The sequence below is a fragment of the Marinitoga sp. 1137 genome, from assembly GCF_001941525.1.
Taxonomy (GTDB): Bacteria; Thermotogota; Thermotogae; order Petrotogales; family Petrotogaceae; genus Marinitoga; species Marinitoga piezophila.
Genome location: NZ_CP009471.1, coordinates 535,160 through 551,666, shown reverse-complemented (window position 1 = coordinate 551,666; position 16,507 = coordinate 535,160). Strand labels below are relative to the sequence as shown.

Genomic DNA, 16,507 nt, shown 5'->3' with positions numbered 1-16,507 from the left:
TTAAATCCCCCCTGTCTCCTTGATTTTACCATTTTCTAATTTTATTGAATAATCACAGTATTGAAGAAGTTTTGATTCGTGAGAAACAACAACAATTGTTTTGCCGATATTTTTTAACTCTTTAAAAAGGTTAAAAACAATTTCTTTGTTTTTTAGGTCTAAACTTCCTGTTGGTTCATCTGCTAAAATTATTTTTGTATCACCAACAATGGCTCTTAAAATACTGGCTCTTTGTTGTTCACCACCAGATATTTCATGAGGATATTTATTTATAATTGATTCTATTCCTAATAAATTAGCATAATCCATAATTTCATTTTTATTTTCTTTTTTTACGCGTATTAATTGAGCTAATCTGGCATTTTCAAAAATAGTGAGCTCGTTTATTAAATTGAAAAATTGAAAAACAAAACCAATTTTTTTCTTATGAAATTCAAAATTATATTCAATTGTTCCAGTTTGAATTTTTAATAAGTTTCCAATTAAAAATAATAAAGTGCTTTTCCCGCTTCCAGAATGACCATAAATGCCGAAATATGAATTTTCCGGAATTGAAAAATTTATATTTTCTAAAACATTATGATTTCCATCATATGAATATGAAATATTTTTTATCTCAATAATATTATTCACCATGAAGCACCTCTACAATATCAAAAGAAAGAAGCTTTCGAGATGAAATAAAAGAAAAAGTAAAAGATAATAATGTGATAAATATAAAGGCTAATATTATATCTGTTGAGGATAAATAAAATGGGATTTTATCGATATAGAAGATATTTTGTGGTATAGGAATATTAACATTTTCAAGTATTTTTACTGTAATTATTGATAAGATGCTTCCAAAAACAAATCCTACAAGAGCAATTATCATACTTTCTCCAATAAAAACCATAGCTATTTTTTGTTTTCCCATACCAAGCGATTTTAAAATTCCAATTTCTCTTTTTCTAACAAAAATAGAGTACATAACAGAATTTGAAATGCTAAATCCGCTCATAAAAACTACAAAAAAGGTAATTAACATTGCAAAATATGAATCCATTTCAACGGCTTTGGCAAAATTTTCATTTTGCTCTTCCCAGGTTGTAGATAAGATTCCATTTAAATATTTACTTTTAATTTCCTGAGCTTTTTCTGGATTTTTTAAGTAGATACCTATATAATTATAAGATTTTTTAGTTGATTCTTGTAAAATGAAAGCAGAATCTACAATGTATATTCCTGATTTGAATATTCCAGAAACTTTTAGTATTTTCATCTTAATATTTCCAGAGTCATCTGTATATATAAGATTTAAATTGTCCCCAATATCTATATTTAAATTTTGAGCTAAAGCATTTCCTATTACTGCTTTTTCAAAGGAACCTTTTACCAATAACTTTTTAAATATTGTTATATCATCTACTTCCATTAAACTTGCGCCGATTTTTTTACCGTAAATATTAAAAAAACCCTGATATGTGGAAAATTTTATTCTTGAAATTTCTTCAGGAATTTTTTTGTTATATTGTTGAAAAATGGTGATGTGTGGATTAAAAGAGGTAATAGACCTTATTAACAAAACATCAAAACCTTTTATTACAGATATAACAACAATCATTCCCCAAACACCTATCAAAATGGATAAAAAAGGAAACAAGAAATGTTTCCTGTTTTTTTTCAAAAATCCTTTAATAAGTATAACTATTTCTTTCATAAATTACTCCCCACTAATATAATAGCATCTGATTTTAAAGTGTTATAGTAATTATTGCTTAAAAATTTTATCAGAGAAAAATACACCATCTCATTTCCTTTTATATCAACAATTTCAAAGGTTTCATTTTTATATCTTTTGCGTATTTCTTCTAATATCTTTTCCTTGTATTCCGGAGTTTTTATAAATATGTATGATTTATTATGTTTTATTCCATCGACATTTGGAAGTATATCTACTATTTCAATTAAATATCCACGCGCATTTGTCCATCTGTTTCTGGTTACAGTATAAAAACTTAAACCAAAACTTTCCATGTTGTTTATTAATGTTACCCATATTTTCTTATTTTCTTTTGGTTCTTCAAATTTTACAAGGTATTGATGCATATATTCTGCATTTTTGGAAGAAAGCTTTACGTAATCATTAACGATTTCAACAGGCAAATTCAAAAAATTAATTTCTGCATTTTTTGAAACCAGAAACAGAGAGAATAATTTTTTAAAATCAAATGAATTTACTGTGTTTTTTAAAACTATATCAATGGATTTAATTATTTTTGACATTCCTGAGCTTTTTGCTGCGTTCATTAAGGCGAATAATACGTCCTTTTGTCTTTGAATTCTCCCTAAATCACCCATTGCATCATGTCTAAAACGAGCGTAATATAAAAGCTCTTCTCCATTTAAATAGTTATATCCCTGCTTAAAGTCTATATGCAAATTTTGATGATAATCCTCATAATACATATCTTTTGGAACGTATATTCTTACAGGTGCAAAAAGATTTCCGACTTCTTTAAATAATCCATAGTCAAAAACAAGATAATCAGATATTTTCACCTTAAACATATTTTCTAATAAATTTATTAATTCTTTAGCGCCGTATTTTACATATATTGCATTTACTCTTAAAGTGTTGTTATTTATAGTAACAAGTAAATCTCTGGGAATTGGTAAAACCAGTATTTTTTCTTTTTTTGTATTTACTCCAACTAACAATATAGAATCTGTCCTTGAAACCTTTTCATTAACATCTGTTGTATCCATCCCAAGAACTAAAAAATAATATGTTTCAGGAAGTTTTTCTATATTTGCATATGTTTTTACAAAAGGATATATCATGGAAATGATAACCATGATTGAGAAAATAATTCCCAGAAAATACATAAAATATTTCATTTAATCACTCCATAATAGTCTTCAATGATTCAATATTAGTTTTATCTATATAATTCCTTTTTACATCTTTTTTTAAGTCTGGTAAGTTAATCTCTATTGGCTGAGATAAAAGTGTTTTTATTTCCAATTTATCATAACCAGTAATTGAATATTTTGAAAAAGCCTGTAATAATGCAAACATTCCATTATAAGAGATATTTGTGCTACCATCTTTTCTGATTATGTCTATTAACTTATTAATTGTAAACATATCCATGAGTCCTGATTTTCGAGTTTTTAATGTATCAAAGAAATTATCGATGGTTGTTCCACTTCCCTTTAACTTTGCAACTAATGAAGGAACTGTATCTTTTTTTACTGAAAAGTAGTATTTTATTGTTGATGGATTGATTTCAAAAATTTCTTCAAAATTTGTTAGAGCTTCCTCCGGTTTTAAAGAATCAATATAAAGGTTTTTTTCTGAATAATAAACATTATCAGGACTCTTTACAATAAATATTTTTCTTGAATTATTTTTTATTCTAACAAAATAAATTTCCGTATTCTTTCCATCTTCATATGAAATGAGATAACTAATTGAGTCGGCCTTTAATTCTGTGCTGTTTTTTAAATTATTGTAAAAATAATATACTCCACCAATACCTGCAATTATTATAATTAATAAAATTATCCATATAAGACTTCCTGATGAACCTCTTCTTGTATTTCCAACCTGTAATCTTGTTGCCACTTACTCCACCTCCATAATATTATAATTCCATGCTTCAACAGTTTCATACAGCAATAAATGTTTTTTTTCAATAGCATAAATTATTTTATTTTTTAATATTTCTATATAAGCTTTTTCAATATCTCTTTTTGCTAATTCTCTCAAATACTCAACATTTTCATAATTCCTTGTAGGTTCAATTGAATCTGAAATAAATAATATCTTTCCAATTATATTTGTATTAAAGCATTTACAGCCACTTGTATGAAAATATATAGCCTCATAAATATCATTACAAATATTATATTTTTTTTTCAAGAATTCAGCGGCTATTTTTCCATGCAATAATATTGGATTTTTGACTTCTACCTTGGAGAGTTCCAATCCATAACTTTTTGCCATATTTAAGAAACGATAAGGTTTCACATCCCTAAAAAGGTCATGCCCAAAGGCGGCTATTTCAGCTTTTAATTCAGATACACCATATAGGTTTGCGAGTATTTTTGACATATATGCTACACCCATAATATGTTTTAATCTATAAGGGCTTACGAGTTTATTTAATAGTTCTTTTATTTCTTCTTTTATTGTTTCCAATATATCACCTCATAAAATTTCAAATTCTGAAGAATAAAGTGTAAAACCTTCTGTTTCTATTTCTTCTTCTATGGTTTCAAAAAAGGATATAAGGAAATCTTTATCTTTGGAAAGCGTAACTATAGATATTTCAAGCAATTGTTTATTGTCATGGAAATCGCTTTCAGTTATTGCAAGATTAAATTTTTTTCTCAGTTTATTTATAAGTCGTTTTACAATGCTTCTTTTTTCTTTTAATGAATGTACATCAAATAATCTAATTTGATAATATGCCAATAAAACTCTCATATTCACCACTTTTTATATTCGATTTTATCTTCGATGTATTCTTCAAATCTTGCCATAATAAATAAAAGATCAGATAATCTATTTACGTATTTTATAAGGTATTCATTTACTTTATTTTTTTTAGAAAGAGTTATTATTCTTCTTTCTGCACGCCTTGCTATAGTTCTACAAATGTCAAGTTTTGCTGATTGTATAGTTGTTCCAGGTATAACAAAGCCTTTTAATTGCACTGCATCTTCAAAATAATGGACAAGTTTTGTGATTTCATCTACATCTTCTTTTGTTATTGGTTGAACAAAAAGTTTGCTTTCAGATGCAAGTTCTCCTGCAACCCTGAAAAGGTTATCTTGAACTTTGTGGATAATATCTTTTACTTTATAGGATTTTACATAATGTTTTGCTTCTCCTAAAAAAGATGATAATTCATCAATAGTTCCGTATGCTTCAACCCTGGCATCATCTTTGTCTACTCTTTCGCCAGACCATAAACTTGTTTGACCTTTATCTCCACCGCCAGTGCTAATTGACATTATCTTCCTCCTTCCAGAATCTTTTTCACATATATTATACCATTTTAAGTTACAAAAACAGAAATTAAAATTCAAAAAGTTTTTGAGAAAATAAAAAATACCGCCAGAAGATTTTTCAACTGGCGGTATTTTTATAAAATTATGAGTTTATTATTTCCATATATCTGTCTACAAATGCCTGAACTTCATGCATACCAAAGTTTCTATAGAAACGTGTAATTTCTTTATTATCCTCATCAACAAATACAAGTGTTGGTACAGAGAAAACAAGCATTTGACCTGCGACTTCCATTTTTTCATCAATATCCACATATTCTACTTCAATATTGTTTTCTGCCATTAAAGCTTCGACCTTTGGCCATAATGCCTTACATGTTCTGCATGTTTTGTTTGCAAAGTACATAGCTTTTATCATTTCATAACCCCCTTACTTTTTATTTTTTCTTTCAGGGGGATTTTAACAAATAGACTTTAAATATTAAAGAAATTTTGTTAACAGTGCTTGAAATTTAAAATTCAATATATTCTCCTGGTCTTAAAATTTCACAATTTACTCCGAGACTTTCTACTTTTGTTTTAAATGCCTGTGGATCAGCACTGATAATATCCCATGTATTATAATGGAATGGAACTACTACTTTTGGTTTTATCATCTTTGTTGCAATTACTGCATCTTCAACATCCATTACGAAATTTCCGCCAATAGGTAAGAATGCAATATCAATATTTTCAAGTTCCAATAATTCCATATCTTTAGTTAATCCTGTATCACCAGCATGATAAATCTTTTTTCCATCTATTTCTACAATAAATCCTCCAGGATTACCACCATATATTATTTTATCTCCTTCTATAATTCCAGAACCATGTAAAGCAGGGGTCATTTTTAATGAACCAAAATCAAATTGTTTTCTTCCTCCTATATGCATTGGGTGTATATTTTTTACTCCTTTTGAACCAAGATATTCACAAATTTCAAAGTTTGATATTACAACTGCTCCAGTTTTTTTCGCAAGCTCTACTGTATTTCCAAGATGATCTAAATGACCATGCGTTACAAGAATATAATCTAATTCTTTTACATCGTCAACTTTTAGTGTTGATTGTGGATTGTCATTGAGAAAAGGGTCAATAATAAACTTTTTGCTTCCTTCTATTAATACTGTAGCATGCCCGATAAAAGTTACTTTCATAGTATCCCCTCCTTAGCCGATGTTAATACTGATTCCAATGTATATACAATATAACAACAACAAAATTAACCCCTTAAAAAATCCCATTTCTCTTTTTCTAAACATAAATAATTCTGTTAATATTATTATTCCAACCATATAATAAGCATCGAATATTACATTTCTATCAGGTACAATTGGATGAATACTTGCAGAAATTCCAAGAACAACTAAGATATTAAAAGCATTAGAACCTATTAAATTGCCAACAAGAATATCGTTTGTTCCTTTTTTTGCTGCGATAATACTTGTAACAAGTTCTGGTAAAGAAGTTCCTAAAGCTATAATAGTTACACCAATAAGTGTTTCGGACAATCCCATCGCTATAGCCAGTCCTGATGCTCCATTAACAGTTACGTCTCCACCAATAGCCAACATTACAATACCAAGCAATGATAAGAATGTAATTTTACCCCAGGACATATCTTTAGTTTCTACTTCATTTAATTCTTCAGAAAATTGTTCCTGAAAGGTTTTATCCATTTTTGCCATATTATACATATAAGCTATAAATATAATTAAGTATGTAAGTAGCATAAAACCATCGTAATTTGAGAGAGAACTATTTCCATCAAGCAACATAAATAACAATGTCATAGAAATAAGAATAACAAACGGTATTTCATATAATAAAGTGCTTTTTTTTATTATGCTCTTTCTAACCATCGATGAAAGCCCAAGAATTAAAGCAATATTTGCGATATTACTTCCTATTACATTTCCTAAAGCAATACCTGCTGAACCTTTAAAAGCAGCACTTATACTAACAAATAATTCTGGAGCACTTGTGCCAAAAGCAACTAATGTTAGTCCTGTAAATAATTCTGAAACTCCCATTTTTCTTGAAAAGCCAACAGCACCGCTAATAAGATAATCTGCACCTTTTATTAGTAAAATCATTCCAATCACTACAAGGACAAAATCCAATAACAATTATTCCATCTCCTTTCTGTATTTATCCAAAAGACTAAAAAACTCATCATCAGACATCTTTTTATTATAATATTGTTCTTTAAAAGTAGATATAAATTGATATATATTATTCACCAATATAGGATAATCTAAAACTTTACTATATATATCCGCATTTTTAGCTTTATCTTCAATAACTTTTTTATACAAATTTCGGTTTGTTGATTTTAAATAGTTTAACCTTATTGCTTCAGCAATTAATTCAGGCCATATATCGTTTTTTTTCTTTTTTTGTATTTTATATCCAAAAACATAGTGCGAGAGTTCGTGCACAAAAATACCGTTTTTGAAATCGATATTTCTTAGAAATATATAGTTCGGATAAAGAAAAAAGGATTGTGCATATTCATTATTAAATATATATAACTCTTCTGGAAGTTCAATATTTACTGATTTTAGGAAAATAATTCCCTCTGTTATATAAGAAACATCGAAATTATCTTCATAATATATTTTAGTATTATCTAAAAGAATTTTATTTTCAGGAATTGAATATGCAATATATAACTTATTTGTATATCTTACTTCAAAATCAGTGTTTATTTTAATTGGTATATGTATAGTATAGTTTTTCTGAAAATTAATAAGCATAATTTCATCTATTTTTATTCTTTTTATTCCAAAATTATATTCAGTAAAATCTTTCCCATTGAAAAACTCTATAGTTTCAAAGGGATTTAAATTAATTATGGTAATGCTATCCTTTTTAAAAATTATAAAGTTAAAGAGAAATAGAAAAATTACCAGGAGAAAGAGATAAATCCTTCGAGATTTCCACCAACCCATTTTTTATCACCTATTTTTATATGTGTTTTTCCAAGATGCGGTTGAGTTAAATATACATAATTTTCAAAAGCCTTTATATTATCGATATTTTCAATTTCAAAATTAGGATTTATAATTACATTTAATTTTTTATTATTATCTTCAATATTTGAATTTACAGCAATTATTTTGCCGCTATTCAATTTTAATTCAAAATCTTTTTTTATTTCCAATTCTTCAAAAGGTTTTTGAATAAGTAATTGATATTTCTTTTGATAAAATTGCCCTGTAATAATTGTTAAATTATTATAGTCTGCAATTGCTGATAGGAAATCAGATATTTGTTCTAATTCATCATCGTTTATAGAACCATTTTTAAAAGCATTTCCGTTTATAAACATAAAAGAAGGATTTTTATGATAAACAAAATCTACCATTCCTTCAATAAACTCTATATTTTCTTCAAGGGAATTTAAAGGGTTAAACTGCAAAACAAGAAAATTCAAGTTCATAATTCACCTCCGAAAGTTTTTCTTTCTATAATTATATTATAAAACAAAAATATGACATTTCAAATAAAAAAATGAACGTTATGTCGGAAAACTTATAAAAAAAATAATATTTAGGTGTAAAATATAATTGTTAATTAATTTTAAAAGGGGTGGAGATTGTGAGAAAACAACTTTATCGTTCGAGAAAGGATCGTGTAGTTGCAGGAGTTTGTGGTGGCATTGCTGAATATTTTGATATAAGTTCTATTATAGTAAGATTAATATGTATAGCTTTATTTTTAAGTAATGGTATTGGAATATGGGTATATATTATTGCGTGGTTAATAATCCCTACGGAACCTTTAAATAACAAGTTTGAAACTGAAACTATTGAAGGAAAAAACTATAAAAAGAGAAATAGAGAGATGGAAAGCATATTTATAGGCTCAGCGTTTATTATAATTGGAATACTTCAAATACTTTATAATTTTTTTCCTGAAATTGTTCATTTTTCTTCAGCTCTAATAGCAGGTATAATACTTGTATTTTTGGGTATATATTTAATCTACAATGAATGGGGTGAAAAAAGATGAAATATGTAATGGGGATATTTTTCGTATTAATGGGTATTTTTCTTATTTTAAATGGTTTTGACATTGATTTATTTACAAGAATAGTTTTCAATTTCACAAGATTCTGGCCGTTTATTTTTATTATGATAGGAATTTCCATATTATCTTCAACCAAAAAGCTAAAATGGATGAAGCATCTTAATACTGTAGTTGGAATTATATTTATTTTACTCTTATTATTCTGGAATAAAAATACCTTTGATACATCTTTTTCATTTGATTATAATGAAGAGAAATATGAAAAAAATTATTTTGAAATATTGCCAGATGAGTATGAGAATAAAACCTTTAAAATGGATTTTTCTGCAGTAACTGTAAAAGTAAATATTAGAGATGATATAGATAAAATAGAAGGAACATATTATGGTCCTGAGCCTCTTGAAATAAGGAATAATGGTAATGTAATAAAGATTAATTCTGATACTTTTTTAAAAAACGGATATAAAATTATTTTGGATCTTCCTTCAAAATATACATATAATTTTGATATTAATGCAGGTGCCGCTAACTTTGAATTAAAAGAACAATATAATAATATAGAAAAAATTTCAATAGACGCTGGTGCCGCTAATATAAAAGGAGAAATAAGAGAAGGATTTAACATTCCGCTTGTAATAAATACAGATAGCGGAGCTTTGAAATTATCTTTGAAAATACCAGAAAACAGCACATATTTTTATTCTCTTGATGGTTTGGTGAAAAATACTCATATTGATTCTGGATTGATAAAAACAGATATTAATCCAGATATAAGAATTATTTCTGATAGTGGAGTTTCAAGTATCTCATTGAAAATTGTAGGAGAGGTGGGAAATTAATGAAAAATAGAATAGTAGTTTTTTATATATTATTCTTTTTTTCAACAATATTTTTTGGTATTGAGGCAATAAACGATAATTATAGACAGAGTTATGATAACAGAAAGATATTACCAATTGATACAAAAGTTACACCACAGCAGATGAAAAAGGATATTGATTATCTGGTTAATATTTTAAAAGAAGTTCATCCTTCTACTTATTCTGGATTTTCAGATGAACAGGAAAAAATAATAAAAAATGCATATAATAAGATAACTCAACCAATGAAAGTATTTGATTTTTATTTTATTTTAAATGAAATAATATGTTCAATTAAAGATTCTCACACTCATCTTGTATTTCCATCTCTTACAAATTATATATTTTATGATTTTCCTATTATATGGCTTAATGATGGTATATATGCGTTGGATAATATTTATGAATTAAAAAAAGGAGATAAAATACTTACAATAAATAATAAATCATCCGAGGAAATTTTAAAAGAACTAAGAAAAATAATTCCATCAGAAAATGATTTTTGGATAAAACAAAATGCCCGAAGTATACTTTCTTCAGAATTATATTTGGGATATTTAAATTTAATAGATAATGGAGTTATTAAATTAACAATAATGAGAAATAATGATATAAAGACATTCAATATAAAATTACAAAAATACAAAGGAATTCATAAACAAAAATCAGACTGGATATCTTATAAAATAGATATTTCTAAAAATATTGGCATATTAAAAATAAAGAAATGTATATATGATGAACATTATAAAGAAATCTTATTTAAGTTTTTTAAAGATGTTTCACTAAATAATATTAAAAATATTGTTGTTGATTTAAGATATAATTTAGGTGGAAATTCTCTTGTGACAGATGAATTTTTAAAATATATTGATATTGAAAAATATAAAACATATGGTGCTGAAATAAGATTCTCCAAACCTGTGGAAAAACAAAGAAAAATATATGGAACTGGATATAAGAAATATTTACCGTCAATTCAACTTAATGAAAAAATAGAAGATAAATCTTTATTATTTAAAGGGAAAATTTATGTACTTATTTCTGGAAAAACATATAGTAGTGGTAATTGGTTTGCTGCTGTATTGGGAGATAATAATATAGCAATGTTAGTAGGAGAACCAACCGGAAATAAACCTTCACATTATGGAGATATTTTATATTTTCAGACACCAGAAGTTGGAATACCATTTACAGTTTCATTTAAAAGATTTATTCGTCCTGATACCTCAAAAAATGATGAAGATGCTTTATATCCAGATATAACAGTTTTTACAACTATAAATGATATTATAAATAAAAGGAATCCTCAACTTGAGAAGGTAATAGAAATTATAAATTCATCTCAAAAGTAAATTTTCTATAATATGAATAGAGCTTTTATATAGTCTAGATTATCCTGGAGAGTGAAAGTATGAAAAAAATAATTGAGATTAAGCACTTAAAAAAGTATTATAAAAATGTTAAGGCTGTAGATGACATTTCCTTTGATGTATACGAAGGTGAAGTGTTTGCTTTTTTGGGGCCAAATGGTGCAGGAAAAACCACTACACTTGAAATTATAGAAGGACTTAGAAAAAAGGATTCCGGAGAAATAATATATTTTGATAAATATACTGACCCTTCGGATAATTACATAAAACAAAGAATAGGTGTTCAATTACAAAACAGTGCTTTTTTTGATAACCTTACAGTATATGAAACATTAAAAATGTTTGAAGGTTTATATCCCAAAACCAGAGAAGCGGATGAAATACTTGAAATTATGTCATTAAATGAAAAGAAAAATTCAAAAGTAAAGAAATTGTCCGGTGGTCAAAAGCAACGTCTTGCTATAGGCGTTGCTTTAATCAATGATCCTGATATACTGTTTCTCGATGAACCAACTACAGGACTTGACCCACAGTCAAGAAGAAATATATGGGAAATTGTTTTAAACCTTAAAAAAGCTGGTAAAACCATAGTTTTAACCACACATTATATGGAAGAAGCTGAATATCTTTCAGATAGAGTTTACATAATAGATCATGGAAAAATAATTGCAAATGGCAGTGTTAATGAATTAATTAAATCTCTAAATAAAAAATCAATTATTACATTTGAAACAAAAACACCTGATCTTTTTTTAGATAAGTTTAGAGAAATAAATGTTACGAATGAAAAAGTGGAAATAGAAACAAATGAAGTTGAAAAAGTATTATTTGAAATATTGAATTTAACAAAAAAATCAGAAATTACTGTTGATAACTTAACTATAAGAAAACCAAATCTTGAAGATGTTTTTCTACATCTTACCGGTCGTTCATTAAGGGATTGAGGTGAATGACTATGTCTAAATTAATCATATTGACTAAATCAATGTTAAAAAACAATATTAGATCGTTTGATAGTTACTTTTGGGCATTTATCTTTCCTGTGGTTCTTTTTGTTATCTTTGTAATGATTTTTGATAATATTAATTATAGTGAAGACCTTTCTTTTAATTCATTAAAAGCAGGAATTGTATATGAAAAAAAACTTACAGGATTTGGGAAAACCATTATCTCTCAAATGCTTAAACATACAAATTTCAAAACAGAAAATATAAATACTTTAGATGAAGCATTAAATGAATTGAAAAATAAAAAATTGGATATTATAATTTACTTTCCAGATGATTTTTCTTTAAATCTTAATTCTTCATTGTTTGGAATAAAACAAAAAGAAGCAAATGTGGATATATATTATGTAGAAGGCAGAAATAACTCAGAAGTATTAAAGGAAATATCAAAAATCTTTTTTGAATACTCAAATATAGAGATAATAAAAAATGTAAAAAAAATAAAAGAGCCTGAAATAAAAAAAATTGCTATAGATTCAAAAGATGTTTTTAGATATAGGGATTTTTTATTTCCGGGAATATTGATTATGTCCATAATGTCTATAGGATTCTTTTCAATTCCATATGACATATTATTTTCGAGGGATTCTGGCATTAACAAGAAAATGCTAACCACACCGGTAAATGGTTTTACATATTTCTTGAGTATACTTTTAAGTGATTTAATTATAGTAATGTTATCCAGCATATTTTTATTTTTAGCTGGAATTATAATGCATGTTTCTTCAGAATTTTTCTCTGTAAGATTTTTTCTCTTATACCTTTTTTCTATAATTACTATTTTTTCTTTTGGATTGTTAATAACAGCATTTTCGAAAAATATTAGTTCAACTATGTCAATTTTAAATATTCTTTTTCAAATATTTATGTTTTTAGGGGGATTATATTTTCCTGTATTTAATATTCCCTGGGCAATAAAATGGATAGTATATATAAACCCTATTACATATCTTGTAGAAGGTATGAGAAGAACAATAGGAATGAATATATCTCCTATTTCAAATGCCTGGCTAATAATAGTTCCGATGCTATGGATTATTATGTCTTTTATGGCGTTTTCAATAAAATATAGGAAGGTGATGGGATATGAATAAGATTTATATTTTAAGCAAATACATCACCAGAGATATAATAAAAAATAAAGGGGATATGTTCTTTGTTATATTTTTTCCTGTAATATTACTTATTATTTTTGGTTTTGTTTTTGAACAGCAAAACTCTAAGTCTATTGTTGCATTATATGCTGATAGTAACTATTATAAAAATGAATTAGATAAAATATACAATGTAATTCCGGAAAAGTCTGAAAACGATGTAAAAGATTCAGTAAAAAAAGGAAAAGCAAATATTGGAATATATATTTCGGAATATAATGCAATTATTTTCTATAATTCTTCAGATATAAAAAATTCTCAGGATATAAATTTTCTCGAGTTAACCTTAAAAAAATTACTTATAAAAAATCGTTCTAATATTAAAAATGATTATATAGTTGTCAGAGAAAATAAAGTATTAACAACTGAAAAAGAGCATGAATATATAGACTTTCTTTTAGCTGGTTTAATTGGGATTTCCTTACTTTCAAATGGAATGTTTTCTGTTATTACATTGTTTGGGAAATATAAAAAACAGAATATATTAAAACGTTTTATACTAATTCCAATGAATCCAATTGAATTTGTGATTGGATTTTCAATATCAAGAATTTTTATGACATTTATTTCCTCAATAATACTTATATATGCCGGAAAAATAATATTTTCTTCTACAATAACAGTTAATTGGAATGCGTATATTATATTAGCTTTAAATGCTACATTTGGAATGATGGGGCTTGGCTTATTGTTTTTATTCTTTTTTAAAAATACTGAGACAGCACAGAATGCTGCTTCTGCATTCTTTACATTAATGATGTTCTTTTCCGGAGTATATTTCCCTATAGAATTTTTACCCAAATATTTTCAACCATTATCCTATATACTTCCAACAAAATATGTTATAGATGGAATTCGTTATACATTTGGAATTGACAATATGAAAATTCAATATCTTGTTTTTTTAAATATCGTCTTGTTAATAACAGGAATTTTTCTTCTCATAATTGCATCAAAAAAATTCTTAATGCCGGAAAAGTGAGATAAAAATAGCAAAAAAAATAAAAAGAGAGGGAATTATCTCCCCTCTCTTTTTTATGTTTATTATAAATTCTTAATTACCATAGCAGTTCCCATTCCGCCGCCTATACATAATGAAGCAAGACCATATTCGAGATTTCTCTTTTTCATTTCATAAAGCAATGTAACGGTGATTCTGTTTCCAGAGGCTCCTATTGGATGTCCTAAAGCAATAGCTCCACCATTTACATTTGTTCTTTCCATAAACCAGTCTTTTGAAAGGCCATATTTTTCTCCGAGTTCTTTTATTACTGCTAATGATTGTGCTGCAAATGCTTCATTTAATTCCAATAATTCCATTGCTTCTAACTTTATGCCTTTCTTTTCAACAAGGTTTGTTATAGCTGCAACAGGACCAATTCCCATTATACTTGGATCAACGCCACCTTGCTCATATGCAACTATTTCTGCTAATGGAGTTAAACCGTATTTCTTTACGGCTTCTTCTGAAGCAAGGATTATTGCACTTGCACCATCGTTGATTCCTGAAGAATTACCTGCTGTTACTGAACCATCTTTTTTAAATGCTGGCCTAAGTTTTGCAAGTGTTTCCTTTGTAGTTCCAAATCTCGGATATTCGTCAGTATCAAATATTATTGTTTCTTTTCTTGTTTTTACTTCTACAGGAACAATTTCATCTTTGAATTTTCCTTCCTTGATTGCTTTTTCAGCTCTTTGCTGACTTGTTGCAGCAAATTCATCCTGTTCTTCTCTTGTAAGATTGTATTTTTCAACAAGGTTTTCTGCTGTAATTCCCATATGATATTGATTAAATACATCTGTTAATCCGTCGTATACCATATGGTCAATCATTTCAATGTTTCCAAATTTTAATCCGGCTCTTGCTTTTGCTGGTAATAACATTGGAGCATTTGACATACTTTCCATACCAGCTGTTACAACAATATCTGAATTACCTAGTTTTATTTCATTTGCGCCAAGCATAATTGCTTTCATACCGCTTCCACATACCATATGAACTGTATATGCAGGTCTGTCTACAGGAATTCCTGCGTATATTGCAGCCTGTCTTCCTGGTCCCATACCCTGACCGGCCATTAATACATTACCAACTATTGTTTGATCAACATCTTCAGGTTTTAATCCAGCCTGCTCTAAAGCACCTTTTATTGCGACAGCACCTAATTCAGCTACTTTTTTGTCTTTTAATGTTCCAAGAAAACTTCCAATTGCTGTTCTTTTTGCACCTACAATATATACTTTACTCATTATTTATTTCCCCCTTTTTTTACTTTTATTTATTTTTAAAGTATAAGTCCTCCATCTACACCAAGTACTTGACCTGTTATAAATTTAGCTTCATCACTTGCAAGGAAACATACGGCATTTGCTATATCTTCAGGATCCCCCATTTTTCCAAGAGGTGTTTTGCTTACAACATAGTCTATAACCTTTTGAGGTACCACTTCTGTCATAGGAGTTTTTATAAATCCTGGTGCAACTGCGTTAACCCTTACCTGAGCACCCTTTCTTGCAAATTCTTTTGCCCATGTTTTTGTCATTGCAATTACACCACCTTTTGTTGCTGCGTAATTTGTTTGACCAACATTTCCATAAATACCAACTACGGAAGAAATATTTACAATAGCGCCTTTTCCGGCTTTCATCATTTCAGGTGCAAAGAATTGTGTCATATTGAACACACCTTTTAAGTTTACATCAATTACAATATCCCAATCTTCTTCTGACATTTTTTGAATTAATGCATCTCTTGTTATACCAGCATTATTTACAAGTACGTCAACATGTCCTTCTTCTTCCATTACTTTATTTTTAAACTCCTCTATTGCTTTTCTATCGGTTACATTTAATACATAACCCTTTACATTTGAATATTCTTTTTCTAAATCTTTTAATGCTTCTTCATTTAAATCACAAGCATATACTACTTTTGCGCCTTCTTTTGCAAATTTTTCAACCATTGCTTTTCCGAGACCTCTTGCTCCACCTGTTACTATACATACTTTTCCTTCCATTCTCATTTTTTCAACCTCCCA

20 protein-coding genes are annotated in these 16,507 nt (G+C 27.5%); 6 read left to right on the top strand and 14 right to left on the bottom strand.

Going from position 1 to position 16,507, the window contains the following annotated elements; genetic code table 11:
* The 12 genes from LN42_RS02810 to LN42_RS02755 form a co-directional block, all read right to left on the bottom strand.
* Entirely contained in the window at positions 1-636 is a 636-nt protein-coding gene (locus LN42_RS02810) for an ABC transporter ATP-binding protein (protein ID WP_014296017.1), read from the bottom strand.
* Complete coding sequence (locus tag LN42_RS02805) at positions 626-1,699, bottom strand: ABC transporter permease (RefSeq protein WP_014296016.1); 1,074 nt, start codon at positions 1,697-1,699, stop codon at positions 626-628. Before LN42_RS02805 ends, LN42_RS02810 begins: the two co-directional genes overlap by 11 nt.
* The gene (locus tag LN42_RS02800) at positions 1,696-2,880 is read right to left on the bottom strand and encodes an LCP family protein (RefSeq protein WP_014296015.1); all 1,185 of its coding nucleotides are present in this window, start codon (positions 2,878-2,880) and stop codon (positions 1,696-1,698) included. The genes LN42_RS02805 and LN42_RS02800 overlap by 4 nt, the downstream gene beginning before the upstream one ends.
* A 4-nt stretch (positions 2,881-2,884) precedes the next feature.
* The gene (locus LN42_RS02795; RefSeq protein WP_075780311.1) at positions 2,885-3,610 is read right to left on the bottom strand and encodes a hypothetical protein; all 726 of its coding nucleotides are present in this window, start codon (positions 3,608-3,610) and stop codon (positions 2,885-2,887) included.
* Positions 3,611-4,186: a bis(5'-nucleosyl)-tetraphosphatase (symmetrical) YqeK gene (yqeK, locus tag LN42_RS02790; protein ID WP_014296013.1), complete on the bottom strand. Its 576-nt coding sequence runs from the start codon at positions 4,184-4,186 to the stop codon at positions 3,611-3,613.
* Between the two features lie 9 nt (positions 4,187-4,195).
* The gene (locus tag LN42_RS02785; RefSeq protein ID WP_041638455.1) at positions 4,196-4,474 is read right to left on the bottom strand and encodes a DUF503 domain-containing protein; all 279 of its coding nucleotides are present in this window, start codon (positions 4,472-4,474) and stop codon (positions 4,196-4,198) included.
* Positions 4,475-4,476: 2 nt separating this feature from the next.
* The gene (locus LN42_RS02780) at positions 4,477-5,004 is read right to left on the bottom strand and encodes a cob(I)yrinic acid a,c-diamide adenosyltransferase (protein ID WP_014296011.1); all 528 of its coding nucleotides are present in this window, start codon (positions 5,002-5,004) and stop codon (positions 4,477-4,479) included.
* A 139-nt stretch (positions 5,005-5,143) separates the two neighbouring features.
* Positions 5,144-5,419 carry a thioredoxin family protein gene (locus LN42_RS02775; RefSeq protein WP_014296010.1) on the bottom strand — a complete coding sequence of 92 codons (276 nt, stop codon included), beginning with the start codon at positions 5,417-5,419 and terminating at the stop codon, positions 5,144-5,146.
* Between the two features lie 94 nt (positions 5,420-5,513).
* Positions 5,514-6,197, bottom strand: coding sequence for a metal-dependent hydrolase (locus tag LN42_RS02770; protein WP_075780310.1), 684 nt, complete (start codon positions 6,195-6,197; stop codon positions 5,514-5,516).
* 12 nt (positions 6,198-6,209) lie between these two features.
* Positions 6,210-7,163, bottom strand: a complete 954-nt coding sequence (locus LN42_RS02765) for a calcium/sodium antiporter (RefSeq protein WP_255370594.1) — start codon at positions 7,161-7,163, stop codon at positions 6,210-6,212.
* Between the two features lie 6 nt (positions 7,164-7,169).
* On the bottom strand, positions 7,170-7,994 hold the full coding sequence (locus LN42_RS02760) for a hypothetical protein (RefSeq protein WP_075780309.1): 825 nt from the start codon (positions 7,992-7,994) through the stop codon (positions 7,170-7,172).
* The gene (locus LN42_RS02755) at positions 7,949-8,485 is read right to left on the bottom strand and encodes a hypothetical protein (protein WP_041638453.1); all 537 of its coding nucleotides are present in this window, start codon (positions 8,483-8,485) and stop codon (positions 7,949-7,951) included. The genes LN42_RS02760 and LN42_RS02755 overlap by 46 nt, the downstream gene beginning before the upstream one ends.
* 158 nt (positions 8,486-8,643) lie before the next feature.
* Between LN42_RS02755 and LN42_RS02750 the strand changes: the two genes are divergently transcribed.
* Genes LN42_RS02750 through LN42_RS02725 form a run of 6 tightly spaced genes read left to right on the top strand, consistent with a single transcriptional unit; the run spans position 8,644 to position 14,451 of the window.
* Positions 8,644-9,057, top strand: coding sequence for a PspC domain-containing protein (locus LN42_RS02750; protein WP_014296006.1), 414 nt, complete (start codon positions 8,644-8,646; stop codon positions 9,055-9,057).
* Positions 9,054-9,914 (top strand): hypothetical protein, encoded by an 861-nt coding sequence (locus tag LN42_RS02745; RefSeq protein WP_075780308.1) that lies wholly within the window; start codon positions 9,054-9,056, stop codon positions 9,912-9,914. The genes LN42_RS02750 and LN42_RS02745 overlap by 4 nt, the downstream gene beginning before the upstream one ends.
* Positions 9,914-11,290 carry a S41 family peptidase gene (locus tag LN42_RS02740; RefSeq protein ID WP_014296004.1) on the top strand — a complete coding sequence of 459 codons (1,377 nt, stop codon included), beginning with the start codon at positions 9,914-9,916 and terminating at the stop codon, positions 11,288-11,290. Before LN42_RS02745 ends, LN42_RS02740 begins: the two co-directional genes overlap by 1 nt.
* A gap of 59 nt (positions 11,291-11,349) precedes the next feature.
* Positions 11,350-12,252 (top strand): ABC transporter ATP-binding protein, encoded by a 903-nt coding sequence (locus LN42_RS02735; protein WP_014296003.1) that lies wholly within the window; start codon positions 11,350-11,352, stop codon positions 12,250-12,252.
* Positions 12,253-12,263: 11 nt separating this feature from the next.
* Positions 12,264-13,409, top strand: coding sequence for an ABC transporter permease (locus LN42_RS02730; RefSeq protein WP_075780307.1), 1,146 nt, complete (start codon positions 12,264-12,266; stop codon positions 13,407-13,409).
* Positions 13,402-14,451, top strand: coding sequence for an ABC transporter permease (locus tag LN42_RS02725; RefSeq protein WP_075780306.1), 1,050 nt, complete (start codon positions 13,402-13,404; stop codon positions 14,449-14,451). The genes LN42_RS02730 and LN42_RS02725 overlap by 8 nt, the downstream gene beginning before the upstream one ends.
* Before the next feature lie 62 nt (positions 14,452-14,513).
* On the opposite strand, the gene LN42_RS02720 is transcribed toward LN42_RS02725, so the two are convergent.
* Positions 14,514-15,719, bottom strand: coding sequence for an acetyl-CoA C-acetyltransferase (locus LN42_RS02720; RefSeq protein WP_075780305.1), 1,206 nt, complete (start codon positions 15,717-15,719; stop codon positions 14,514-14,516).
* 35 nt (positions 15,720-15,754) lie between these two features.
* A complete protein-coding gene (fabG, locus tag LN42_RS02715; protein WP_014295999.1) occupies positions 15,755-16,492 on the bottom strand; it encodes a 3-oxoacyl-[acyl-carrier-protein] reductase in 738 nt (245 codons plus the stop codon).
* Positions 16,493-16,507: the final 15 nt, after the last annotated feature.

Coding starts and splice junctions, on each gene's coding strand:
- LN42_RS02805 (WP_014296016.1), bottom strand. CDS start 1,699: ATGAAAGAAATAGTTATACTTATTAAAGGATTTTTGAAAAAAAACAGG.
- LN42_RS02775 (WP_014296010.1), bottom strand. CDS start 5,419: ATGATAAAAGCTATGTACTTTGCAAACAAAACATGCAGAACATGTAAG.
- LN42_RS02740 (WP_014296004.1), top strand. CDS start 9,914: ATGAAAAATAGAATAGTAGTTTTTTATATATTATTCTTTTTTTCAACA.
- LN42_RS02760 (WP_075780309.1), bottom strand. CDS start 7,994: ATGGGTTGGTGGAAATCTCGAAGGATTTATCTCTTTCTCCTGGTAATT.
- fabG (WP_014295999.1), bottom strand. CDS start 16,492: ATGAGAATGGAAGGAAAAGTATGTATAGTAACAGGTGGAGCAAGAGGT.
- LN42_RS02730 (WP_075780307.1), top strand. CDS start 12,264: ATGTCTAAATTAATCATATTGACTAAATCAATGTTAAAAAACAATATT.
- LN42_RS02720 (WP_075780305.1), bottom strand. CDS start 15,719: ATGAGTAAAGTATATATTGTAGGTGCAAAAAGAACAGCAATTGGAAGT.
- LN42_RS02725 (WP_075780306.1), top strand. CDS start 13,402: ATGAATAAGATTTATATTTTAAGCAAATACATCACCAGAGATATAATA.
- LN42_RS02780 (WP_014296011.1), bottom strand. CDS start 5,004: ATGTCAATTAGCACTGGCGGTGGAGATAAAGGTCAAACAAGTTTATGG.
- LN42_RS02810 (WP_014296017.1), bottom strand. CDS start 636: ATGGTGAATAATATTATTGAGATAAAAAATATTTCATATTCATATGAT.
- LN42_RS02745 (WP_075780308.1), top strand. CDS start 9,054: ATGAAATATGTAATGGGGATATTTTTCGTATTAATGGGTATTTTTCTT.
- LN42_RS02770 (WP_075780310.1), bottom strand. CDS start 6,197: ATGAAAGTAACTTTTATCGGGCATGCTACAGTATTAATAGAAGGAAGC.
- LN42_RS02800 (WP_014296015.1), bottom strand. CDS start 2,880: ATGAAATATTTTATGTATTTTCTGGGAATTATTTTCTCAATCATGGTT.
- LN42_RS02735 (WP_014296003.1), top strand. CDS start 11,350: ATGAAAAAAATAATTGAGATTAAGCACTTAAAAAAGTATTATAAAAAT.
- LN42_RS02785 (WP_041638455.1), bottom strand. CDS start 4,474: ATGAGAGTTTTATTGGCATATTATCAAATTAGATTATTTGATGTACAT.
- LN42_RS02755 (WP_041638453.1), bottom strand. CDS start 8,485: ATGAACTTGAATTTTCTTGTTTTGCAGTTTAACCCTTTAAATTCCCTT.